At 68.5% G+C, this 23461-nt stretch carries 23 protein-coding genes; 16 read left to right on the top strand and 7 right to left on the bottom strand.

The window, feature by feature from the left end; genetic code table 11:
• Positions 1-32 precede the first annotated feature (32 nt).
• Positions 33-836 carry a DUF3025 domain-containing protein gene (locus ABIE04_RS02240; protein ID WP_354546952.1) on the top strand — a complete coding sequence of 268 codons (804 nt, stop codon included), beginning with the start codon at positions 33-35 and terminating at the stop codon, positions 834-836.
• A 131-nt stretch (positions 837-967) separates the two neighbouring features.
• Entirely contained in the window at positions 968-1963 is a 996-nt protein-coding gene (locus tag ABIE04_RS02235) for a phosphate/phosphite/phosphonate ABC transporter substrate-binding protein (protein ID WP_354546951.1), read from the top strand.
• 76 nt (positions 1964-2039) lie between these two features.
• On the opposite strand, the gene greB is transcribed toward ABIE04_RS02235, so the two are convergent.
• The 3 genes from greB to ABIE04_RS02220 are packed head-to-tail and all read right to left on the bottom strand — an operon-like array spanning position 2040 to position 5302.
• Positions 2040-2546 (bottom strand): transcription elongation factor GreB, encoded by a 507-nt coding sequence (gene greB / locus ABIE04_RS02230; protein ID WP_354546950.1) that lies wholly within the window; start codon positions 2544-2546, stop codon positions 2040-2042.
• Positions 2543-3793 carry a hypothetical protein gene (locus ABIE04_RS02225; RefSeq protein ID WP_354546949.1) on the bottom strand — a complete coding sequence of 417 codons (1251 nt, stop codon included), beginning with the start codon at positions 3791-3793 and terminating at the stop codon, positions 2543-2545. The genes greB and ABIE04_RS02225 overlap by 4 nt, the downstream gene beginning before the upstream one ends.
• A gap of 12 nt (positions 3794-3805) precedes the next feature.
• A complete protein-coding gene (locus ABIE04_RS02220; RefSeq protein WP_354546948.1) occupies positions 3806-5302 on the bottom strand; it encodes a helicase HerA-like domain-containing protein in 1497 nt (498 codons plus the stop codon).
• A 127-nt stretch (positions 5303-5429) separates the two neighbouring features.
• Here ABIE04_RS02220 and ABIE04_RS02215 point away from each other — a divergent pair, with 127 nt between their 5' ends.
• Positions 5430-6908, top strand: coding sequence for a transglycosylase SLT domain-containing protein (locus ABIE04_RS02215; RefSeq protein WP_354546947.1), 1479 nt, complete (start codon positions 5430-5432; stop codon positions 6906-6908).
• Positions 6909-6931: 23 nt separating this feature from the next.
• On the opposite strand, the gene ABIE04_RS02210 is transcribed toward ABIE04_RS02215, so the two are convergent.
• Positions 6932-7369: a hypothetical protein gene (locus tag ABIE04_RS02210; RefSeq protein WP_354546946.1), complete on the bottom strand. Its 438-nt coding sequence runs from the start codon at positions 7367-7369 to the stop codon at positions 6932-6934.
• Positions 7370-7512: 143 nt separating this feature from the next.
• Positions 7513-8352, bottom strand: a complete 840-nt coding sequence (gene asd, locus ABIE04_RS02205) for an archaetidylserine decarboxylase (RefSeq protein ID WP_354546945.1) — start codon at positions 8350-8352, stop codon at positions 7513-7515.
• Between the two features lie 74 nt (positions 8353-8426).
• Between asd and prmB the strand changes: the two genes are divergently transcribed.
• The 13 genes from prmB to accD all read left to right on the top strand — a co-directional run bounded on the left by prmB (position 8427) and on the right by accD (position 21433).
• Positions 8427-9353, top strand: a complete 927-nt coding sequence (gene prmB / locus ABIE04_RS02200) for a 50S ribosomal protein L3 N(5)-glutamine methyltransferase (protein ID WP_354546944.1) — start codon at positions 8427-8429, stop codon at positions 9351-9353.
• A gap of 3 nt (positions 9354-9356) precedes the next feature.
• Entirely contained in the window at positions 9357-9902 is a 546-nt protein-coding gene (locus tag ABIE04_RS02195; protein ID WP_354546943.1) for a GNAT family N-acetyltransferase, read from the top strand.
• Positions 9903-9936: 34 nt separating this feature from the next.
• Positions 9937-11025, top strand: coding sequence for a chorismate synthase (aroC, locus tag ABIE04_RS02190; protein WP_354546942.1), 1089 nt, complete (start codon positions 9937-9939; stop codon positions 11023-11025).
• A 31-nt stretch (positions 11026-11056) separates the two neighbouring features.
• Entirely contained in the window at positions 11057-12049 is a 993-nt protein-coding gene (locus ABIE04_RS02185) for a 2-hydroxyacid dehydrogenase (protein ID WP_354546941.1), read from the top strand.
• Positions 12050-12091: 42 nt separating this feature from the next.
• Positions 12092-13123, top strand: a complete 1032-nt coding sequence (locus ABIE04_RS02180; RefSeq protein WP_354546940.1) for an aspartate-semialdehyde dehydrogenase — start codon at positions 12092-12094, stop codon at positions 13121-13123.
• Positions 13124-13160: 37 nt separating this feature from the next.
• Positions 13161-13403, top strand: a complete 243-nt coding sequence (locus ABIE04_RS02175; protein WP_354546939.1) for a hypothetical protein — start codon at positions 13161-13163, stop codon at positions 13401-13403.
• 176 nt (positions 13404-13579) lie between these two features.
• Complete coding sequence (locus ABIE04_RS02170) at positions 13580-15916, top strand: FimV/HubP family polar landmark protein (RefSeq protein WP_354546938.1); 2337 nt, start codon at positions 13580-13582, stop codon at positions 15914-15916.
• Positions 15917-16023: 107 nt separating this feature from the next.
• Entirely contained in the window at positions 16024-16806 is a 783-nt protein-coding gene (gene truA, locus ABIE04_RS02165) for a tRNA pseudouridine(38-40) synthase TruA (protein WP_354546937.1), read from the top strand.
• Complete coding sequence (locus ABIE04_RS02160) at positions 16803-17426, top strand: phosphoribosylanthranilate isomerase (RefSeq protein WP_354546936.1); 624 nt, start codon at positions 16803-16805, stop codon at positions 17424-17426. The genes truA and ABIE04_RS02160 overlap by 4 nt, the downstream gene beginning before the upstream one ends.
• A gap of 5 nt (positions 17427-17431) precedes the next feature.
• On the top strand, positions 17432-18436 hold the full coding sequence (locus ABIE04_RS02155; protein WP_354546935.1) for a cupin-like domain-containing protein: 1005 nt from the start codon (positions 17432-17434) through the stop codon (positions 18434-18436).
• 67 nt (positions 18437-18503) lie between these two features.
• Entirely contained in the window at positions 18504-19715 is a 1212-nt protein-coding gene (trpB, locus tag ABIE04_RS02150; protein ID WP_354546934.1) for a tryptophan synthase subunit beta, read from the top strand.
• Positions 19712-20512 carry a tryptophan synthase subunit alpha gene (gene trpA, locus ABIE04_RS02145; RefSeq protein WP_354546933.1) on the top strand — a complete coding sequence of 267 codons (801 nt, stop codon included), beginning with the start codon at positions 19712-19714 and terminating at the stop codon, positions 20510-20512. The genes trpB and trpA overlap by 4 nt, the downstream gene beginning before the upstream one ends.
• Positions 20513-20563: 51 nt before the next feature.
• Complete coding sequence (gene accD / locus ABIE04_RS02140; protein WP_354546932.1) at positions 20564-21433, top strand: acetyl-CoA carboxylase, carboxyltransferase subunit beta; 870 nt, start codon at positions 20564-20566, stop codon at positions 21431-21433.
• A 291-nt stretch (positions 21434-21724) separates the two neighbouring features.
• Here the strand turns inward: accD and ABIE04_RS02135 are convergent, their stop codons facing one another.
• Both ABIE04_RS02135 and ABIE04_RS02130 read right to left on the bottom strand, forming a co-directional pair.
• Positions 21725-22288: a phosphatase PAP2 family protein gene (locus ABIE04_RS02135; protein ID WP_354546931.1), complete on the bottom strand. Its 564-nt coding sequence runs from the start codon at positions 22286-22288 to the stop codon at positions 21725-21727.
• Positions 22257-23417 carry a glycosyltransferase family 4 protein gene (locus ABIE04_RS02130; RefSeq protein ID WP_354546930.1) on the bottom strand — a complete coding sequence of 387 codons (1161 nt, stop codon included), beginning with the start codon at positions 23415-23417 and terminating at the stop codon, positions 22257-22259. Before ABIE04_RS02130 ends, ABIE04_RS02135 begins: the two co-directional genes overlap by 32 nt.
• Positions 23418-23461 lie beyond the last annotated feature (44 nt).

Raw genomic sequence — 23461 nt, 5'->3', positions numbered from 1 at the left:
ATCTGCGGGTCGCCGCGCTCATGGACGAGCGCATGAAATACGTCGCGCCGGCCCGCGGCACGGTCGACCCGACGGTGTTCGGCCGGCCGCCGCTGGCGGCGTGGCGCGAGTACGCCGACCTGCTTGAAGGTGCGGCGTGGCCGTCGATCGACGAGCTCAACCGTCGCCTGCCCGCAGGCATGACTCAGCGCTTCGTGGCGCAGACGCCGGCCCTGCTGGCCGATGGCCGGCACTACGAGCAACGCATTGCCGAATGCGGCCAGATCGCCACCCGCGCAGGCAACTGGCACGACCTGCTGAATGCGCTGGCGTGGCTGCGCCACCCGGCGTTGAAGCAGGCGCTGAACCGGCGCCAGATGGCCGAGATCGCCCACATGGGGCCGAAGCTGCGTTCGCGCGCGCAGTATGCGCTAACCCACTTCGACGAGGCCGGCGTGATCGTCGGCCTGAGCGACTCCGCGCTGCTGGCGCTGTGGGATGCGCACGACTGGCATGGATTGTTCTGGCGCCGACGGCAGGCGTGGCTGGACGGCTCGATCCGGCTGGAACTGTTTGGCCATGCCCTGCTGGAGCTGGCGCTGAATCCAGGCAAGCTGCTGGTGGGCAAGGCGCTGGTGTTCCAGACGGATGGCGACGCCGACCTGCCGGCACGTTGTGCCGCCGCGATCGACGCGGGCCGCGTGCTGCTCGATCCACTGGAACTGCGGCCGCTGCCGTTGTCGGGCATTCCGGACTGGCATCCCGACAACGCCGACGAGGCCTTCCATCGCACTGCCGTCTGCTACCAGCCGCGCCGCGCCGGACGTGAATACCCGCCGCCATCCCCGGCTTCCTGAGCGGACAGGCCAGAACTTGCCCCGACTGGCGATCACGACTATATACGTGACATCGGCGCGAATCGGGGGAACGGACATTGAGCATCGCAGGGTTCCGGTGGCGCCATGGACGTCGCAATCGTTGCCTGGCGGTGATTGTTGTGGGGTTGTCGGCGGCGCTGCTGTGCGCAGGCAGCGCGGTGGCGGGAAGCAAGGAGGCCGACCAGGCGACGCCGATCCGCTTCGGCATCCTGCCGATCGGCAGTGCGGCCGAATCGCTGGAGCAGTGGCGCCCGCTGCTGGACGACCTGCAAAAACGACTGGGGCGCCCGGTGACCACGGTATCGGTAGGCAGCTACGCCAGCCTTTCCAGTGCGATCGGCGCGCAGCGGGTGGACATCGCCTTCCTCTCCGGCGGGCTGGCGGTCGAGGCGGTGACGCACCAGCACATGCAGGTATTCGCCCAGTTCGTGCGCAGCGATGGCGCCAGGGGCAACGTCGCCATGCTGGTGGTGCGCGGCGATAGTCCCATCCGCAACCTCGACGACCTGCTGGCCACGCCAGGCAGCGGTTGGCGTTACGCCCGCAGCGAACATCTGTCGGTCACCGGATACATCGCGCCGGAGGCCTATGTGTTTGCGCCGCACGGCCTCAACTCCGACACGTTCTTCAACAGCGTGCGAGTGGGCGACCATCAAAGCAACCTGCTGGCGGTGGTCAACCGCGAGGCGGACGTGGCCAGCAGCAACAATCCGGACATGGACCTGTTCCGCCGCAACTTCCCGCGCGAAGCGGAGCAACTCCGGGTGATCTGGCGCTCGCCCTTGATTCCTTCCGGGGTGCTGGTGATCCGCGACGGCATGTCCCGGTCGCTGCGCCGGAAGCTGACCGCGTTCCTGCTCGGCTACGGCAAGGCCCGCGGCGAAGACGGCGCGCGCGAACAGGCGAAAATGGCCCGCGTCCCCGACCTCGGCGGATTCGCGCCGGAGGACAATCGCGTACTGGAGCCCTTCGTGGACATGCAGTACACCCTGCTGCGGCAGCAGGCCGAGCACAGCCAGTGGGTCACGCCGCAGGCGCGACAGGCCCGGCTGGCGCAAATCGAGCAGGACCGCCGGCACGCCCTGCAGCTGCTGTCAGCGCATTAGCAGGTGTCGCCGAGTACGGACATGTGCCGGACTCGGCGCGTTGGAAAAGGGCAGGATTGCCGTTTTCGACAACCTGTTAATCCGCCTCGTAGTCCACCGCGAGCACCGCGAATTCCGCCGGCCCGCCCGGCAGTTCGGCAGTGAACTCGTCATCGACGCGCCGTTTCAGCACCGCCCGCGCCAGCGGCGAGTCGATGCTGATCCAGCCGCGTTTCGCGTCGGTCTCGTCCGGGCCGACGATGCGGTAGCGGTGGATCTCGCCGGTGTCGACGTTCTCCAGTTCGATGCGGGCGCCGAAGAACACCCTGCTGCGGTCGCCTGGCGCGCCCTCGGCCACCTTCAGCGATGGAATCCGCTTGCTGAGGTAACGCGCGCGCCGGTCGATTTCGCCGAGCTGCTTCTTGCGGTAGGTGTACTCGGCGTTCTCCGAGCGATCCCCTTCGGCCGCCGCCGCGGCGAGCGCCTTCACCACCTCCGGACGCAGCACGTGCCAGAGGTGGTCGAGCTCGGCCTTCAGCCGCTCGAAACCCTCGCGGGTGATGATCGCGGTGGAACCGGGCGCCGGCGGACGCCAGCGGCTCATGCGGGGTTGGCCAGCTGTCGCCGTTGCGCGTCGATCTCGGCACGCAGCGGATGGTCGGGCCAGGCAGCCGCGAGCCGATCCAGCAATGCCGTCGCCTCGCCGTGCTGGTCGGCGTGCGCGGCGAGCTGGCGCGCGGCCAGCAGGCCGTAGTGCGGCGCCTGCGGATCGCGCGGCCAGTGCGCGAGATAGCCGCGGCACAGCTGGATCGCGAGCCGGCTCATGCCCAGCCGTGCGGCCAGGTCGGCCAGCTCGCCACAGGTGCGCGGGTCGTCCGGAGCGAACCCGCTGTCGATGCCGCCGCATTCCTGCAGCACGCCGAGGGCCCGGCGCGGTTCGCCCTGGGCGATCAGCGCGGCGATCCAGATCTGGCCGTGCACCAGCAGGTCGCCGCGCAAACCTTGCCGGTGCAGCAGCTCGCGATACAGCTGGTGCACGGACGTCGGTGCGGTGCGATCCTGCAGGCGGGCAGCCAGTTGCCGAAGCGCCGCCACCGGGTCGTCGATGGCAAGCCGGCGCGCCTCGTCGAGCAGGCGGCTGTCGGCATCCTGGTGGGAGGCTGCGACGAGTTTCTCGGCCTCCAGCTCGATGCCGAAGCGTTCGTGGCGCTGGTGGATCATCGCGCCCATCAGATGGAAGGCAAGCACGATCAGGTAGGTATAGGCGAAGGCAAACAGCGGCAACGCCAGCAGCCGGGGCAGCAGCGCGGTGCTGATCGAGGCAAGCACGATCAGCACGCCCAGCAGCAGGTTGATCGCCACCGGAACCAGATAGGCCGCGCCGAAGCTGCCGATCACGCGCTTCCAGTTGAACGGGTTGAGTGCCAGCGCAAGGTTGCCGTGGAACGCCAGTGACATGTCGATCGCCGGCAGCGCCAGGGCGGACACGATCAACACCGGCCACAGCAGCCGTGGGAAGAACACGATGGCGACGACGCAGAGCGCGACCACCAGCAGATGGATCGCGGTCAGCCCCCAGCCACTGGCATCGTTGCCATCGCTGCCGACATCGGGCGGATCGGCGTAGCCATGGGCCGTATGCAGCAGGCAGTCGGCGGCGTAGCGCCAGGTGGCGGCCCACACCAGCGCACTGGCCAGGGCACCGATGTACGAGGGCAACAAGCCGACGTAGTGCAGCAAGGCGATGACCACGCAGGTGGGCAGCGCCGCGCCACGCAACGGATAACCGAAGCCTGTTCTCAGGCGTTCCCCAAACGGCGTGTCGGCAGCGACGGTTTCAACGCGAGGCATGCCGTCGCGCTCTCAGCGCTTGCCGCCGAAGATGCCGCCCAGCACGCCGCGCAGGATCTGCCGGCCGAGCTGGCTGCCCGCCGTGCGTACCATCTGCTTGCCCATCGTCTCGATCATGCCCTGGCGCCGCTTGGTGCCGAACAGCGCGTCGTGCACGGCGCCGCCCCAGCCTGCCTCGGCATCCTTGGCGGGGGCGTCGGCGGCAACGGTGGCCGCATCGGCCGCCTTGTCGCTGGCGCGTTTGGCCAGCATCTCGGCGGCCGATTCGCGGTTGACGGTGGTGTCGTACTTGCCGCCCACCGGCGAGCGCTGGCGGATGGTGGAGCGCTCGGCGTCGGTGATCGCGCCGATGCGGCAGCACGGCGTGGTCACCAGGACCTGTTCCACCGGCGTCGGCACGCCGCCGTTGGCCAGGGTGGAAGCCAGTGCCTCGCCCACGGCAAGCTTGGTGATCGCCTCGGTGACGTCGAGCTTCGGGTTCGCCACGAAGGTTTCCGCCGCCGCCTTGACCGCCTTCTGGTCGCGCGGGGTGAACGCGCGCAGCGCGTGCTGGATGCGGTTGCCGAGCTGGCCCAGGATCACGCCCGGCACGTCGTCCGGGTTCTGCGAACAGAAATACACGCCGACGCCCTTGGAGCGGATCAGCCGCACCACCTGTTCGACCCGCTGCTGCAGCGCGGGCGAAGCGTCGTCGAACAGCAGGTGCGCCTCGTCGAAGAAGAACACCATCTTCGGCTGGTCGAGGTCGCCCACTTCGGGCAACTGCTCGAACAGCTCGGACAGCAGCCACAGCAGGAAGGTGGAGTACAGCCGCGGCTTCATGATCAGCTGGTCGGCGGCGAGCACGTTGATGATGCCGCGCCCGCTCATGTCCTGGCGCATCAGGTCGGCCAGTTCCAGCGCAGGCTCGCCGAAGAACTGGTCGGCGCCGTCGCCTTCGAGTTTCAGGATCGCGCGCTGGATCGCCGCGATGCTTTGCGTGCTGATCAGTCCGTACTGGGCCGAGATGGCCTTGGCGTTGTCGGCGGCGTAGGCGAGCAGCGCGCGCAGATCGGCCAGGTCGAGCAGCAGCCAGCCCTGGTCGTCGGCGGCCTTGAACACCACCTCCAGCACGCCTTCCTGGGTGTCGTTCAATTCCAGCACGCGGCCGAGCAGGGTGGGGCCCATCTCGCTGATGGTGGCGCGCACCGGATGGCCGAGCTTGCCGTAGATGTCCCAGAACACCACCGGGTTGGCCTGTGCTTTCCAGTCGGCGAGCTTGAGCTTGGCCAGGCGCGCCTTGAGCTTGTCGCCCGGCTCGCCCGCGGCCATCGCGAGGCCCGCCAGGTCGCCCTTGGCGTCGGCCAGGAAGCACGGCACGCCCAGCCGCGAGAAACCTTCGGCCAGCACCATCAGCGAAACGGATTTGCCGGTGCCGGTGGCGCCGGCGATCATCCCGTGGCGGTTGCCGTAATGCGGGTCGAGGTTGACGCTGGTGCTGTCGTTGCGGCCGATCAGGATCTCAGTCATGGCGTTCCGTCCGTTGCTGGTTGGGCGATTGTAGCCAAGACGGCGAGGCTGTCGTGGCGTGACCTGGCGCGTTGAGTCGAAGCCCTGCGCCCGCTATGGTGGACGTTTTCCGCGGGTGAAGTTTGTGATGTCGTCGTGCTCGGTGATTCGTTCCATGCGCCTGGTGCCGTTTGCCGTGGCGGCCAGCCTGCTCGGTGCCTGCGCCAGCACCGGCGGCGGCAAAACCCCGACCCCGGTGGATGCGCTGTACAGCCAGCTCGACCTGGCCAGCAAGGGTTACGAGACCGCCCTGCAGCAGTCGCGCGAAGGCGACCAGCAGGCTTCGCGGCTGACCCTGACCCAATCGCTGGACCGCCTGAAGGAAGCCTCGGCGCGTTGCGGCACGACGCCAGGCTGTGACCCGCAGCGGTTCTTCTCGGTGTTCGATCACCTGTTGCGCCTGAAGGACGGCGACTTCGGCGACGGGCAGGACCTGGACAGCGATGTCGACCTGTCGCAGGCGGCGCTTGCCGCCGGCAACGCCGGCGCGGCCAGCCTGCCGCAAGCGCAGCGCAGCGTCACCTTGCTGCATGGGCAGAAGCTGTCGCAGCTGATCGCGATGAACGGCCCGGTGAAGGCGGCGCTGGAGATGTGGCTGACCCAGTGGCGTCCGCAGCTGATGGACGCCTGGGTCAATTACCAGTACCTGCGCTACCAGATGTGGCCGGCGTACGAGAAGGCAGACCTGCCCGAGGCGTTGCTGTTCGGCATCATGGCGAAGGAATCCGGCGGCAAGGTGCACGCCGTTTCGCGCTCGGGCGCGTCCGGGCCGCTGCAGTTCATGTACGCCACCGGGATGCGCTTCGGCCTGGGCAGTGACAACGGTTTCGACCTGCGCTTCGATCCCGCGGCATCGGCGCGGGCGAACGCCGAGTACATCAACGAGCAGTTGCGGATCTTCAACGACAACCTCGAACTCACGCTCGGTGCCTACAACGGCGGTGAAGGGCGCATGCGCCGCACGGTCGGCGACGACACCTCGGTGAGCTTCTACGATCCACGCATCTACGACCAGTTGTCGCAGGAAACCCGTGACTACGTGCCGGCGGTACTTGCCGCGGCGTGGCTGTTCCAGCATCCGGACAGTTACAACCTGCGTTTCCCCAAGATCGACGGTGCGCCCGGCACGGTCACCCTGCAGCGGCCGGCCTCGCTGTCGGAGCTGACCGTGTGCCTGGGTTCGGCCGGCGGCATGAGGGATGGCTGGTTCCGTACCCTGCGCAACCTCAATCCGCGGCTGGACCCGCAGGTGACCCAGCCGGCAGGCGCGCAGCTGCAGTTGCCGAAGCTGCTGGAGCAGGCCTACGCCGCGCGCTGTGTCGATGGCCCGTGGCCGATTCTCGCCGGCGACCTGCATCGCGCGGTGGTGCCGGTGGTGCAGGCGCCGGTGGCGCCTCCGCCTGCGGTGAGGGGAACCAGCCGTTACAAGGTGCGCCGCGGCGATACGCTGATCAGCATCGTGCGCAAGCTGCACTGCTCCAGCGTGCAGGAAATTGCCGAGATGAACGGGTTGAAGCACCACCACATCAGCATCGGGCAGACGTTGAAATTGCCGGTCTGCCGCTGAGCGGCCATGGCGGTCGCCGGGCTTCAGGCGACCGCGCTTTCCTGCACCCAGCTGTTGGCAGTGCCGCCTCCGCCGTGCACTTCCTTCAATTCGCGCAGCAGTTGCATCAGCTGGCGGTGCTGCGGCTGCAGGCTGGCGTGCGGGGAGTTCTTGGTTTCGTGGTAGGCCACGGCCAGCCATAGCGCGATGCCACGCAGCGCCACTTCGGCGTTGTTCGAGCAGGCGCGCTCGTAGCCCGCTTCGGTGCCCTGGCCCCAGGGCAGGTAACGCGCTTCCGGCGCGGTGCCGTACAGGTGCGGGAAATCGCTGCGCGAGGCTTGTCCGATCTCGCGCAGGGTCAGCGTGCTCAGGCGTTCGCGGTTGCGCTTGGGCAAGGCCCGCACGCTGCGTTCGATGTCGCGGAATTGGCGGCCAAGCTGGCGCGCGCGCATCATCACAAGGAGTGGCGTCAGTATTTGCATGAGATCCCCTCGGCGCTGGAATTCGACGGCGCGCAAGACGCGCGGCGAAGCCACGAGCGTAGCGAAGCCACCCGCCGAATAGCGCCTAGGGCGTCACAAAATGACCTGCCGCGTCAGTTTTTGGGGCGTGGGAATACGGGTGCTCAGCCGCGCCCGAGTCGCTGGCCCACCTGCACGGCCTGCTGCGGCTGCAGGGCGTCCAGCTCGGCCGCGTCCTCGGGCAGCAGCAGGATCACGGTGGAGCCCATGTTGAAGCGCGCCATCTCGGCGAAGCGTTCCAGCATGATGTTCTGGCCGGCGAACGACTTGCGCCGGATCGACGACGCGTACGGCGGGATCACCAGGCCGTCCCACACCGTGGCCACCGACGACACCAGGATCGCGCCCACCATCACCACCACGAACGGGCCGTGCTCGCCCTCGAAGTGGCAGGCCAGCCGTTCGTTGCGCGCGAACAGCCGCGGGATCGCCTCGACCGCGAACGGCGCCACGCTGAAGATGCGCCCGGGCACGTGCACGGTTTCCTTCAGCGTGCCTTTCAGCGGCATGTGCACGCGATGGTAGTCGCGCGGCGACAGGTACACGGTGACGAAGCGGCCGTTGCGGTACGGCGCGGCCGCGGCCTCGTCGCCGCCGAGCAGTTCGGCGGCGGTGTATTCCTGCCCCTTCGCCTGGAAGATGCGCCCGTCGACGATCGTACCGGCCTGGCTGATGCGGCCGTCGGCCGGCGAGAGCAGGGCGGCCGGGTCGGCATCGGCCTGGCGCGCGTTGGGCTTCAGCTTGCGCGTGAAGAACGCATTGAAGTGCTGGTAAGCCAGCGGATCGGTCTGCGCCGCCTCGGCCATGTTGACGTCGTAGTTGCGGACGATGGTGGCGATCAGCCAGTTCTTCCACGGCGCGAAGGTCCAGCGCGTGGCCCAGTAAACCACCCGCGACAGCGCGCGGTGCGGCAGGATGTACTGCAGGAATACGTTGAAAGTCATCCGCCCAGTATACGGGGTGGACGCCGCTTCAGGCCTTATAATGGCCGGCCAATCCGCCGCACCCCTGGATCGCCGTGACCGCCGAGCTCGCCACCATCATCGACTTCATCCGTTATGGCGCCAGCCGCTTCTCGGCGGCCGGGCTCACTTTCGGGCACAGCCACGACAACCCGATCGACGAGGCCACCCACCTGGTGCTGGCCAGCCTGCATCTGCCGCCGGACATCCCGCCGGCGTACGGCGCGGGCCGGCTCACCACGACCGAGCGCGAGAGCGTGCTGGCGCTGATCGAGCGCCGCGTCAGCGAGCGCCTGCCGGTGGCCTATCTGGTCGGCGAAACCTGGTTCGCCGGGCTGAAGTTCAAGAGCGACCGCCGCGCGCTGGTGCCGCGCTCGCCGATCGCCGAACTGATCGAGTCGGGCTTCGCGCCGTGGCTGGACGAGCGCCGCATCGAGCGCGCGCTGGACCTGTGCACCGGCTCGGGCTGCATCGGCATCGCGATGGCCGAGTACAACCCCGAGTGGCAGGTCGACATCGTCGACGTCAGTAGCGAGGCGTTGTCGCTGGCGCGCGAGAACATCGCGTTCCAGCACGTCGAGGGCCGCGTCGAGGCGATCCAGTCCGACCTGTTCGCGGGCGTGGCCGGGCGCAAGTACGACCTGATCGTCTCCAACCCGCCGTACGTCACCGAGGACGAATACGCCGCGCTGCCCGGCGAGTACGCGCACGAGCCGAAGCTCGGCCTCACCTCCGGTGTGGACGGCCTGGACCTGTGCCTGCGCATGCTGGACGAGGCGGCCGGCCATCTCACCGACGACGGCCTGCTGATCGTCGAGGTGGGCGAGAGCGAGCACGCGCTGGCCGCGCTGCTGCCGGAAGTGCCGTTCGTGTGGATCGAGTTCAAGGTCGGCCCGATGGGCGTGTTCGCACTGGAGCGGCGCGACCTGGTCGAGCACGCGGCGGCGATCCACGCGGCGGCCGCCGCGCGCCGTCCGGGCTGAGCGATGGAACTGGTCACGGCGCGATTGCGGATCGACGCATTGCGACTTGACGATGCCGCGGCGCTGTTTGCCTGTCGCGCCGATCCTGCGGTGGCCCGCTACCAGGGCTGGCGCCCGGCCAACGTCGCCGCCGCGCGCGAGTTCATCGCTGCGCAGCCGCCGGAACCCGTGCATGGCTGGTTCCAGCGCGCGATCCGCCTGCGCGAGGACGGTCGTCTGGTCGGCGACCTCGGCGTGAACCTGCCAGAGGATGCCGAGGCATCGGTCGAGTTCGGCATCAGCATCGCACCGGCCGGGCAGGGCCGTGGTTATGCCGGCGAGGCGGTGCGCGCCGTGTTCGACCAGGTGTTCGGCCCGTTGGGCCGGCATCGCGTCCACGCCTCGGTCGACCCGCGCAACCTGGCCTGCATGGCGCTGCTGCGCGGGCTCGGCATGCGCCAGGAGGCGCATCACCGCGAGAGTCTGTGGCTGTATGGCGAGTGGGTCGACGACGTGATCTTCGCCCTGCTGGCGCGCGAATGGCAGGCAACCGAACGCCATCGCGGGTAAGCTGCCCCGATCAACTAATGGACGTCCAAACCCCGTGTCCAGCAACTCCTTCGGCAAACTGTTCACCGTCACCACCTTCGGCGAAAGCCATGGCCCGGCGATCGGCTGCGTGATCGACGGCTGCCCGCCGGGGCTGGCCATCGCGCCGGAAGAATTCCGCAGCGACCTCGATCGCCGTGCCACCGGCCGCAGCCGCTATACCTCGCAGCGGCACGAGGCCGACGAGGTGGAGATCCTCTCCGGCGTGTACGAGGGCAAGACCACCGGCACGCCGATCGCGCTGCTGATCCGCAACACCGACCAGCGCAGCAAGGACTACGGCGACATCGCGCAAAGCTTCCGTCCCGGCCACGCCGACTACACCTACTGGCAGAAATACGGCATCCGCGATCCGCGCGGCGGCGGGCGTTCCTCGGCGCGCGAGACCACCGTGCGCGTGGCGGCCGCGGTGGTCGCCAAGAAGTGGCTGGCCGAGCACTACGGCGTGCGCGTGCGCGGCTACCTGGCGCAGATCGGCGACGTCGTGCCGGACGCGTTCGACTGGGACGCAGTGGAGCAGAACCCGTTCTTCTGGCCCGATGCGGCCCAGGTGCCGGCGCTGGAGAGCTACATCAACGCGCTGCGCAAGTCCGGCGATTCGGTCGGCGCGCGCGTCAACGTGGTCGCCGACGGCGTGCCGCCGGGCTGGGGCGAGCCGATCTACGGCAAGCTCGACGGCGACCTGGCCGGTGCGCTGATGTCGATCAATGCGGTCAAGGGCGTGGAGATCGGCGACGGTTTCGCCGCCGTGGCCCAGCGCGGCAGCGGGCATCGCGACGAGATGAGCATGGACGGCTTTGCGTCCAATCACGCCGGCGGCATTCTCGGCGGTATCAGCAGCGGCCAGCCGGTGGTCGCCTCGATCGCGTTGAAGCCGACTTCCAGCATCCTGATCCCCGGCCACAGCGTGAACCTGGCCGGCGAGCCGGTCGAGGTGGTGACCAAGGGCCGCCACGATCCCTGCGTCGGCATCCGCGCCACCCCGATCGCCGAGGCGATGGTCGCGCTGGTACTGATCGATCACGCGCTGCGCCATCGCGCCCAGTGCGGCGACGTGGGTGCGGTGGCGCCGCGCATTCCGTGATGAACCGACTGTCGCAACCGGAACCGTGCCGATGACTGACAAGCCCCGCGTATGGGTCTCGCGCCCCACTTTCCCGGGCATCGTCGCCCGGCTCGAACCGCATTTCGAGGTGACGGTCGAGCCGGAGGAACGCAAGTTCAGTTCGTCCGAACTGGCGGCCAGGCTGGCGACGCAGGACGCCGCGATCGTGGGCCTGAAGGACCGCATCGGCGCGGCGGAAATCGCCCACGCGACACGGCTGCGCATCGTCGCCAATCTCGGCGTCGGCTACGACAATCTCGATCTGGACTCGCTCAGCGCCGCCGGCATCGCCGCCTCCAACACCGCCGACGTGCTCAACGAAAGCGTGGCCGACTACGCCTGGGCGCTGCTGCTCGGCTCCGCGCGGCGCATGAATGCGGCCGAGCGCTGGTTGCGTGCCGGGCACTGGAAGGCCACCGAGTTCAAGGCCTGGCTGGGCACCGACGTGCGCGGCCGCACCCTGGGCATCCTCGGCATGGGCCGGATCGGCCAGGCGATCGCGCATCGGGCGGTCGGCTTCGGCATGCCGGTGCTGTACCACAACCGTTCGCCGCTGCCGGAGGCGACCGAGCGGGCCTGCCACGCGCGCTTCGTCGACAAGGCGCAATTGCTGCGCGAATCCGATTTCCTGGTGCTGGTGCTGCCGCTGACGCCGCAGACCCGGCACGCCATCGGCGCGCCCGAACTGGCGCTGATGAAGCCGACCGCGGTGCTGGTGAACGTGGCCCGCGGCGGCATCGTGGACGACAAGGCGTTGACGGCCGCCCTGCGCGAGCGGCGGCTGGCGGCGGCCGGGCTGGACGTGTTCGAAGGCGAGCCGGCGCTGCATCCGGGCCTGCTCGAACTGGACAACGTCGTGCTCAGCCCGCATATCGCCAGCGCCAGCACCGAAACGCGCCGTGCGATGACCGCCCTGGCCGTGGACAATGTGCTGGCGCTGTTCGGCCATGGTCCGCATGCCGGGCGGCCGCCCACGATCCTCAATCCCAACGTGCTGGCCTGACGGCCGGCACGACCTTCCCACCCTGAGCGAAGAACACCACCCATGAGTCAGAAGAGCAGCTACAAGGTCGCCATGGTCGGCGCTACCGGCGCGGTCGGCGAGACCGTGCTGGCGATCCTCGCCGAGCGCGAGTTCCCGATCAGCGAGCTGGTGCCGCTGGCCAGCGAGCGTTCGGCCGGCGGCAAGGTCAAGTTCGCCGGCAAGGACATCACCGTGCAACTGCTGGACACCTACGACTTCGCCGGCGTCGACATCGCGTTCTTCTCGGCCGGCGGCTCGGTCAGCCGCGAGCACGCGCCGCGCGCGGCGGCGGCCGGCGCGGTGGTGATCGACAACACCTCGGAGTTCCGCTACCAGGACGACATCCCGCTGGTGATCAGCGAGGTCAACCCGCACGCGATCGCGCAATACACCAGCCGCGGCATCATCGCCAACCCGAACTGCTCGACCATGCAGATGCTGGTGGCGCTGGCGCCGATCCACCGCGCGGTGCAGATCGAGCGGATCAACGTGGCCACCTACCAGTCGGTATCCGGTGCCGGCCGCAGCGGCATGGAGGAGCTGGGCCGGGAGACCGCGGCCTTGCTGAACTTCCAAAGCGTGGAGCCGGGCAAGAAATTCCCGGCCCAGATCGCGTTCAATGTGATCCCGCAGATCGACGATTTCCAGCCGAACGGCTACACCAAGGAGGAAATGAAGCTGGTGTGGGAGACCCGCAAGATCCTGGAAGACGAGTCGATCCAGGTGAACCCGACCGCGGTACGCGTGCCGGTGTTCTATGGCCATTCCGAGGCAGTGCATATCGAGACCAGCGACAAGATCACCGCCGAACAGGCCCGCGAACTGCTGCGGCAGGCACCGGGCGTGGTGTTGGTGGACGAGCGCAAGCCGGGCGGCTACCCGACCCCGGTGGGCGAGGCGGCCGGCAACGACGCGGTGTTCGTGGGGCGCATCCGCGAGGACATCTCGCACGAGCGCGGGCTGGACCTGTGGATCGTCTCGGACAATATCCGCAAGGGCGCGGCGCTGAATGCGGTACAGATCGCCGAATTGTTGATCGAGGATTATCTCTAAGATGCGTTTTATGCAACTCGTTGTCACTGTTGGATTTATGATTGTCTCGACGGCCTGGGCCAGTGATCAGGCGAAGTCGCCCTCGACGGCGCCGGCAGCCGCCCAGCGGCAGCTGGTCAGCCGCCAGGCCGAGGTGAAACGGCTGGAACAGGATCTCGACCGGCAGGAATCGGACAGCAAGCGGGCCAGTGAGCGTCTGCAGCAGCAGGACCAGGCCATCGCCGAGCTGCAAAAGCAGCTGCATGAACTGCAGGCCAGGCCGGCCTCGGACTCGCGTTAGAAAGCGTGGCTACGGTGAGAACACACCGTAGCAATGTACTGCAAGTATTCGCCGCAGCTATTGTTGATTGGCCTGCATATAACTAAAGTGGCACCTCGTTTGGGGCCGGGGTCGCCATTGCGGCAACGCCATAAATAAATTAAGAGTTGCGCCAGGATCGTTCGGGGGAACACGCAATGAATCGTTCGTTGAAATTGTCGATGCTGATCGCGCTGGCACTGGGCGGCAGCCAGGCCATGGCCATGGATCTTGGCCAGATCCAGGTCAAGTCGGCGCTGGGACAGCCGCTGCTGGCCGAGATTCCCCTGCATCCCGACAGCCCGGCGGAGTTGCAGGGACTCACCGTCCAACTGGCCTCCAGCGAGGAATTTGCTCGCGCCGGCATCGTCGGTGGGCGCACCACGATCCCGCTGCATTTCAGCGTGGCGAATGCCGGTGCCGGTCATCCGGTCATCCGCATTACCAGCAGTGCGCCGGTGGATGATCCCTTCCTCGACCTCCTGATCGAAGTGAACGGCAAGGCCGGCAAGAGCGTGCGCGAGTACGCCATCCTGCTCGATCCGCCGAATGCGCCGGCGGCAACGGCCGTTGCGGCTGCGCCGGCGCCGAGCCAACCTCAGCCAGTGCAGCGCACGAAGGCTCCGGCCGCGGCGCCGGTGGCTGCCCGGCCCAAGCCGGCGGCACCTGCGCCCGCGCCAGCTCCGAAACCGGCGGCGCCGATGGTCAGCAACGGCCAGTACGGCCCGGTCGAGCGCGGCCAGACGCTGTCGGGCATCGCGCGCAGCGTGGCGCCGGCCGGCGTCGATGTGCAACAGGTGATGCTGGCGCTGAAACAGGCCAATCCGGACGCGTTCTACCGCGACAACATCAACGCGCTGAAGAGCGGCGCGGTGCTGCGCGTGCCGACGCCGGCCGAGGCGCAGGCCATGACGATCGCTGCTGCCGTCGCCGAGGTGCGCCGGCAGAACAGCGACTGGCGTGCCGGCGTGCCGGGCAAGCCCACGGTCGTGGCCGATGCCGCGACCCGTGCCTCCCGTTCCAGTGCGCCGGTCAATGCGCCGGACAACGGGGACCGGCTGGCGCTGGTGCCGGCGAAGGAGGGCAGCAGCACGGGAAGCCGGGGCGGCGGTGCGGGCGACAAGGCCAGCGCCAGCCTGCGCCAGGACCTCCTGCGTACCCAGGAAAGCCTGGCCAGCCTGCAGCAGCAGAGCACCGACCTGAAGACCCGCCTGAAGGATCTGGCGGACATCAACAACAAGAACGAGCGCCTGTTGTCGCTGAAGGACAACGAGATCGCCGAACTGCAGGCCAAGCTTGCGGCCGCGCGCAAGGCTGCCGGCATGCCGCCGGCTGCGGCCAGCACGGCGAAGGCTGTCGCGGCGGTCACGCCAGCGGAAGCCAACCTGGAAACCGCTACCGCCAGCACTGCCGCCACCGCGGTTGCGGCGCCGGTCGCCGCAGGTTCGACCGCGGCGGCAGGCACCACGCCGACCGGCGCGTCCAGCGTGGCCAACACACCGGCCACTGGTGCGTCCGTGGTCACCACGCCGATCGCGACGCCGGCACCGGTCAAGCCGGTGGAGAAGCCCGCCAATCAACCGGCTGCTGCAGAGCAGCCGTGGTACATGCAGACCTGGGCCTGGGGAGCCGGGGCCGGCGCGATCGTGCTGCTGATCCTGCTGGCGATACTGGGCCGTCGGCGCAAGCCGGGTGCCGCCGCTTCGAAGTCCGCGCCATCGCTGGCGGACCGTTTCGGTTCGACGTCCGCCGCCGACCAGGACCTTCTCGGCGACGATGTCGACCAGGACGAGTTGCTCGACCAGCTGGCCGAGCACCCGGACGACATCGGACTGCATCTGGAACTGGTCACCCTGTACTACTCGCGTCGCGACGTCGAGCATTTCGAGGCGGCGGCCGAGGCGATGCACGCCCATATCACCGACCCGCAGCAGGATGAGTGGCAGGACGTGCTGCACATGGGCGAGGACCTGGTGCCCGGGCATCCGCTGTTCGACCATCACGCCGAGCCGGTGGCGCGTGACGATGCGGCAGCGCGCGGCGAGTTCAACATCGACGACTATGCCGACGAGAGCGATGCGCCCACGGTCGTCTCCTCGATGCCGCCGTTGCCCTCGAACGGGCCGAAGAAGGTCAGCGAGTACAACTTCAATTTCGATCTGACCCAGGCCGCAGCCGAAGCGGCGTCCCGTCCGGCGCCGGCATCGGACGACGCCACCGTGGTCGCGCCACTGGCGACGGATCGGCCGGCCCCTGCCGAGCCGGCCGCAAGCTGGCATTTCGACGAAGCGGACAGCACCCACCAGGCAGCCGACGAGGGCAACGACCTGGGCGAATTCAACGACGATCCGGTGGACACCAAGCTCGACCTGGCCCGTGCCTATATCGACATGGGCGACGCCGAAGGCGCCCGCGCCATGCTCGGCGAGGTGGCCAAGGAAGGCAGCCAGATGCAGAGGGACGTCGCCAAGCGTCTGCTCGACAGCCTGCACTGAGGCGTCAGGTACCACCCGCGGGATGAATCGGGCCGGCTTCTGCCGGCCCGATGCCGTTGTGGCCTGCTAATCTTTCTTCTTCTTTCCGCGGATTCCTGCACGACCCCATGCGCATTGCTCTCGGCATCGAATACGACGGCACCGATTTCAACGGCTGGCAGCGCCTGAAGACGGACGTCAGCGTGCAGGGGGTGCTGGAGCAGGCCTTGTCGAAAGTCGCCGACCATCCCGTCGAGGTCAGCTGCGCGGGGCGCACCGACGCCGGCGTGCATGGGCGCTGCCAGGTCGTGCACTTCGATACCGAGGCGCGCCGCGACATGCGCGGCTGGGTGTTGGGTACCTGTTCCAACCTGCCGGCCAGCGTGGCGGTGCTGTGGGCGCAGCCGGTGCTGGACAGTTTCCACGCGCGTTACGCGGCACGCAGCCGGCGTTACCGCTATCACATCCTCAACCGGCCGGTGCGTGCGGCGCTGGACGCGCGCTACGTCACCTGGGAGCGCCTGCCGCTGGACGCGCAGCGCATGCATGCCGCCGCCCAGGCCTTGCTCGGCGAGCACGATTTCAGCGCGTTCCGCGCCTTGTCCTGCCAGGCCGCGCACCCGCGCCGCAGCGTGCTGGCGGTGAGCGTACGGCGCGAGGGCGAACAGTTGTTCGTCGACATCGAGGCGAACGCGTTCCTGCACCACATGGTGCGCAATATCGTCGGCTCGCTGCTGCTGATCGGGCGCGGCGAGCAGCCGGTGGAATGGCTGGCCGACCTGCTGGCCGGCCGCGACCGCCAGGTGGCCGGGCCGACGGCGTTGGCTTCGGGGTTGACCTTCGTCGGTCCGCGTTACGAGGCGCATTGGGGCCTGCCGCCGGAAGTCTGCCTGATGGGAGCCGGCCAGTGACCCGCATCAAGTGCTGCGGCATGACCCGGATCGGGGATGCGCTGCTCGCCGTACGCCTCGGCGCCGACGCGATCGGGCTGGTGTTCAGCGCGCGCAGCAAGCGACAGGTGACGCTGGCGCAGGCGCGCGGGATCGTCGTGGCGTTGCCGCCGTTCGTCGCCACCGTCGCGCTGTTCATGGACGACGAAGCGAGCCTGGTACGGCAGGTGCTCGATGAAGTGCGACCCATGTTGCTGCAGTTCCATGGCGACGAGAGCGACGGCTGGTGCGCACAGTTTGGCCATCCGTTCCTGAAAGCCATCGCGATGGGAGAGGGTGCGGCGGCATTGCCGCGCCTGCGCGACTATCCGCATGCCACCGGCTTGTTGCTGGACGGCCACGCTGCCGGCGAAGCCGGCGGCAGCGGCAAAGCCTTCGACTGGTCGTTGCTGCCGGGCGGGCTCGCGCAGCCGCTGATCCTGGCCGGCGGCCTGCACGCAGGCAACGTGGGCGATGCCGTGCGCACGGCGCGCCCGTGGGCGGTGGACGTGGCCAGCGGCGTGGAGTCGGCGCCGGGGATCAAGGATCCGGCGCGACTGAAAGCCTTCATCCGTGCGGTGCGCACGGTCGACGCGGAGTGAGCGACATGCCCACGGCGATCGAGGAACATCGCGATACCGGCCAACCGAACGCACTCGCCGACCTGGTCGGCCGCGAGCGCCCGCTGGTCATCCGCGACCTGTGTCGCGACTGGCCGATGGTGGCCTGGGCGCGGCAGTCGGACACCGCGTTTGCCCAGCGGTTGGCCGCGCTGGACAACGGCAGCGAGGTCGATGCGCTGCTGATGCCGCTGGATGAGGGCGGGGTGATCGGTTACAACGCGGCGTTCGACGGCTTCAACTATGCGCATCACCGCGTCTCGATCACGCAGGGCCTGCAGCGGCTGGCGCAGTACAGCCGCCAGCCGGATGCGCCGGGCCTGGCGATGCAGAGCGCGCTGATCTCCGCCTGCCTGCCGGGGTTGCTGGACGATCACGCGCTGCCGTTTCTCGACCGCGGCATCCAGCCGCGCATCTGGATCGGCAACCAGGTCACCACGCCGGCGCATTTCGACGAATACCACAACGTCGCCTGCGTGGTGTGCGGCGCTCGGCGCTTCACCCTGTTCGCCCCGGAGCAGGCGCGCAACCTGTACGTCGGGCCGCTGGATTTCGCGCCCACCGGCGCGGCAATCGGCATCGCCCGGCTCGATCGCCCGGACGACCCGCGCTATCCCCGCCTGAAGCTGGCGCTGGCCGAGGCGCAGGCGGCGGATCTGCATCCCGGCGACGCGATCTACATCCCGCCGATGTGGTGGCATCACGTCGAGTCGCTGCAGCGGATCAACGCGCTGGTGAACTACTGGTGGAAACCCGTGCCTGCCAGCGGCTATGCACCAGACACCGCGTTGGGCTGCCTGATGCATTGCATCCTCACCTTCCGCTCGCTGCCGCCCGCGGAGCGGGCCGCGTGGAAGGCGTTGCTGGACCATTACGTGTTCGACGACGAGGATCCCGCCGCGCATATCCCCGCCGACCGGCGTGGGATACTCGGCCCGCTCACGCCCGGGCAACTGGCCGAATTGCGCGAAACCATCCGGCGCTATCTGTGACCCCTTCGGGCGGGCTTGCCGCTAAGATGGCCGCTTGCCGCAGTGCGGCATGCTACCGAGTGAGGACATGAGCAAGATCGTGGATTACAACGCCTACCCCGACGCGCACGGCCGCTTCGGCAACTACGGTGGCAGCTACGTCGCCGAGACCCTGATGGCGCCGCTGGCCGAACTGACCGAAGCCTACCTGCGCCTGCGCGACGATCCGGCGTTCATCGCCGAACTCGACCGCGACCTCAAGCACTACGTCGGCCGGCCCAGTCCGATCTACCACGCCGAGCGCCTGTCGCAGCATGTCGGTGGCGCGCGCATCCTGTTCAAGCGCGAGGATCTGAACCACACCGGCGCGCACAAGATCAACAACACGGTCGGCCAGGCCCTGGTCGCGCGCAGCATGGGCAAGACCCGCATCATCGCCGAGACCGGCGCCGGCCAGCACGGCGTGGCCAGCGCCACGGTGGCGGCGCGGCTGGGCCTGAAGTGCGTGGTCTACATGGGCGCGGTCGACATCGAGCGGCAGAAGATCAATGTCTACCGCATGAAGCTGCTCGGCGCCGAGGTGGTGCCAGTCACGTCCGGCTCGAAGACGCTGAAGGATGCGTTGAACGAGGCGATGCGCGACTGGGTCACCAACGTCGCCGACACCTTCTACATCATCGGCACCGTGGCCGGTCCGCATCCGTATCCGCTGATGGTGCGCGACTTCAATGCGGTCGTGGGGCGCGAGGCGCGCGCGCAGATGCTGGAGCAGTACGGTCGCCTACCGAACGTGCTGACCGCCTGCGTCGGCGGCGGTTCCAACGCGATCGGCCTGTTCCATGCCTTCCTCAATGATGCCGACGTGCGCATCGTCGGCGCCGAGGCGGCGGGCCTGGGTCTGGCCACGGGTCATCACGCCGCGTCGCTGGCGGCCGGCCGGCCCGGCGTGCTGCACGGCAACCGCACCTACGTGCTGTGCGACGACAACGGCCAGATCACCGAGACGCACTCGGTCTCGGCCGGCCTCGACTATCCCGGCGTCGGCCCCGAGCACGCGTTCCTGAAGGACGCCGGCCGCGCCGACTATGTTGGCGTCACCGACGACGAGGCGCTGGAGGCGTTCCATCTGCTCGCGCGCACCGAAGGCATCCTGGCCGCACTGGAATCCAGCCATGCGGTAGCGCAGGCGATCAGGCTGGCGCGCGAATATCCGAAGGACGGCATCGTGCTGTGCAACCTGTCCGGTCGCGGCGACAAGGACGTGCACACGATCGCGGCGCGCGAAGGAGTCAAGGTATGAGCCGCATCGACCGCCGCTTCGCCACACTGAAAGCTGCCGGCCGCACCGGCCTGATTCCGTTCGTCACCGCCGGCGATCCGTCGCCGCAGCACATGGTGGCGCTGATGCACGCGCTGGCCGACGCCGGTGCCGACCTGATCGAACTGGGCGTGCCGTTTTCCGACCCGATGGCGGACGGCCCGGTGATCCAGCACGCCAGCGAGCGGGCGATCGCGAAAGGCGTGGGCCTGGCCGACGTGTTGGGCTGGGTCGCTGCGTTCCGACAGCGCGATGCGGACACGCCGATCGTGCTGATGGGTTATCTGAACCCGGTCGAGATCCACGGTTACGCGCGTTTCGCGCAGGAGGCCGTGCAGGCCGGCGTCGACGGCGTGCTGCTGGTCGATTGCCCGCTGGAGGAGTCCGCCGTATTGCAGCCGTTGCGCGACGCCGGACTGCAGCAGATCCTGCTCGCCGCGCCGACCACCGAACCCTCGCGTATGGCGCAGTTGTGCGGTTCGGCCGAGGGTTTCCTGTACTATGTCTCGTTTGCCGGCATCACCGGTGCGGCACACTTGAGCACCGGCGACATCGCGGCACGCGTGGCCGATATCCGGGCCCATGCGAAGGCGCCGGTGGCGGTGGGTTTCGGCATCCGCGATGCGGCGAGCGCGCAGGCGATCGCCGGTTTCGCCGATGCGGTGGTGATCGGCAGCGCGCTGGTCGAGCGGCTGGCCGGGGCGACGGATGCCGCGGAAATCGTCTCGCGCGCGCAAGCGTTCCTGGCGCCGATCCGCACCGCGCTCGATACGCATTGAGGATGCGCACCGCCTGATCGCGGCGCGCTCACGAACAGTCAGGGTGATGCAATGAATTGGCTGCAGAAAATCATGAACCCGCGCACCCGCCCGCAGGCATCGGGTGCCGGCAAGGGCTCGGTGCCCGAAGGCGTGTGGGAGAAGTGCGGCGGTTGCGGCACCGTGCTGTACAAGCCGGAGCTGGAGCGCAACCTGATGGTCTGCCCCAAGTGCGGCCATCACCACTACATCAGCGCGCGTGCGCGGCTGGGCGCGTTGCTGGATGAAGGTTCCGCGCAGGAACTGTGGGCCAGCCTCGAGCCGACCGATCCGCTGAAGTTCCGCGACTCCAAGAAGTATCGCGACCGTATCACCGCCACCCAGAAGAAGGTCGGCGAGAAGGACGCGATGGTCGCGATGAGCGGCAGGCTCAAGGGCCGCCCGCTGATGGCGACGGCGTTCGAGTTCGCCTACATGGGCGGCTCGATGGGTTCGGTGGTCGGCGAGAAGTTCGCGCGTGCCGCCGAGCGCGCGCTGGCCGACAAGAGCGCGCTGGTGTGTTTCTCCGCCACCGGCGGCGCGCGCATGCAGGAAGCGCTGTTCTCGCTGATGCAGATGGCCAAGACCTCGGCCGCGCTGGCGCGCCTGCGCGACGCCGGCGTGCCGTACATCAGCGTGCTGACCAACCCGACCACCGGCGGCGTTTCGGCCAGCCTGGCAATGCTCGGCGACATCAACATCGGCGAGCCGAAGGCGCTGATCGGTTTCGCCGGCCCGCGCGTGATCGAGCAGACCGTGCGCGAGACCTTGCCGGAAGGCTTCCAGCGTTCGGAGTTCCTGCTCGACCATGGCGCGATCGACCTGATCGTCGACCGCCGCGAGATGCGCGACAAGCTGGCCGACCTGCTCGGCATCCTGATGAAGGCGCCGCGCGCCGCTTGATCGGTCATGCTTGCTGCAGCGATGCGATGCCGCCTTCGGGCGGCATCGTCGTTTGCGCGATCGGGTTTTCCACAGCCGCTGTGGAGGTGCCGCGGTAAAGCCTGTGGACAAGCGATGTTCGCCACTTGTCCATCAAGCACTTGCTACGCGTTGCCGAGATGTTGCGCAGGCGGGGGGAGTTCTCCACAGCGATTGTGGAGTGTGTGCGGTAAAGCCTGTGGACAAGTGCGCTATCTGTCTGAGTGCAAAGGCACTGCCGACGGCGTGCACATATTCTGTGCAGCGCAATGCTCAACCGAGCGACGACAGCAACCACAGCGACGCGCTGCCCAGACCGCCGCCGATGACGATCGCGGCCAGCACGTCGCTGGGATAGTGCAGGCCGAGGATCACCCGCGAGACCGCGACCAGCGCAGTGAAACCCAGCAGCAGCGGCGCCAGCGACGGATACCAGGCCAGCGCCACGACGCTGAAACCCACCGCCTGCAGGGTATGCCCGGACGGAAAACTGAACTCGTCCAGCGGTGGCACGTGCGCGATCACGCCGGGGCAGGCGCGGTAGGGACGCGGGCGGCGCGTCCAGCGCTTCAGCAGGCGATACAGCAGCAAAGCGGCGAGCCCGGTCACCGCCATGTGCGCGGCTGCGGCGATGCCGCGCTGACCGCCGAGTACGGCCAGCGCGACCATCAGTGCATACCAGAACACCCCGTCGCCGAGCCGGCTGACCATGCCGAAGAGCAGGCCGACCAGGCGTCGGGCGCCCCAGTGGTTGGCGATCACGCAGACGCGTCGGTCCAGGGCGAAACGCGGCCCGGGAAGAAGCTCAGACGTGGGCAGCGATGGTGGCGTGCTCATGCAGGTTCTCCTCGGCCATCTCGCGCAGCAGGGTTTCGAAATCGCGGATCACCGCGTCCGGCGAAAGCCCGGCCATGCCGGCATGGCCGGCGCGGCCCATGTGCCGGATCAACGCCGGATTGCCGGCCAGTCTTGCCGCCGCCTCGATGAATGCCTGTGCGTTGCCCGATGCGATGCAGTAGCCGTTGACGCCATCGACGAGATGCTCGCGCGCGGCGCCTTCGGCGTACGCCACCACCGGCAGGCCGGCGGCCAGCGCCTCGATGATCACGTTGCCGAAGGTCTCGCTGAGGCTGGGGAACGGGAACAGGTCCGCGCTGGCGTAGTGCCGTGCCAGCGCCTCGCCGCGTTGCACGCCGGCGAAGATGAAATCCGGATGCGCCGCCTGCAGCGCGTCGCGGGCCGGGCCATCGCCGACCCATACGTAACGCGCCTGTGGCGCCTGCTGGCGGATCGCGCGAAAGGCCTGTACCGCCAGTTCGAGATTCTTCTCCGGCGCGATGCGCCCGACGTACAGCACCACCGGCGTGGCGGCGTCCACGCCCCAGCTGGCGCGCAAGGCTTCATCGCGCCGGTTCGGGTGGAACAACTGCGTGTCCACTGCGCGGCGCAACAGGCAGGCGTTGGTGATACCCATGGCGTGCAGCTCCCGTGCGAGTGCGTTGGTCGGCACCAGCGTGGCGGCGGCACGCTGGTGGAAGCGGCGCAGGTAGCCGCGCACCAGCGGCGTAAGCAAGCCCAGACCGTAGTGGCGGGCATAGCTGTCGAAGCGGGTATGGAAGCCGCTGCTGAGCGGGATGCCCAGCCGCCTGGCGGCACGCATGGCCGACCAGCCGAGCGGTCCTTCGGTGGCGACGTAGACCGCGTCGGGGCGCTGCTTCGACCAATGCTGGCGCAGCGTGCGGCCGGCCGGCAGGCCGAAGCGCAGGCCCGGGTAACGGGGCAGGGCGCCGCCGCGCAGTTCGAGCGCGTCGATGCCGGCTTCATCGCCATATGGCTGCGGCTGGCGCGGGCGGATCAGGTCGATGCTGTGGCCCCGCGCGGCGAGTCCGGCGGCGAGGCTGTGCACGGTCAGCGCGACGCCGTTGATTTCCGGTGGATAGGTTTCGCTGACGATGCCGATGCGCATGACGATACCCGTGCTGGCTGGACACAGTTTCGCCGGCCAGCGTT

Source organism: Rhodanobacter soli (genome assembly GCF_040548735.1).
GTDB lineage: Bacteria > Pseudomonadota > Gammaproteobacteria > Xanthomonadales > Rhodanobacteraceae > Rhodanobacter > Rhodanobacter soli_A.
The sequence above is the reverse complement of the archived record's forward strand: the minus strand, read 5'-3'. Positions and strand labels throughout refer to the sequence as shown.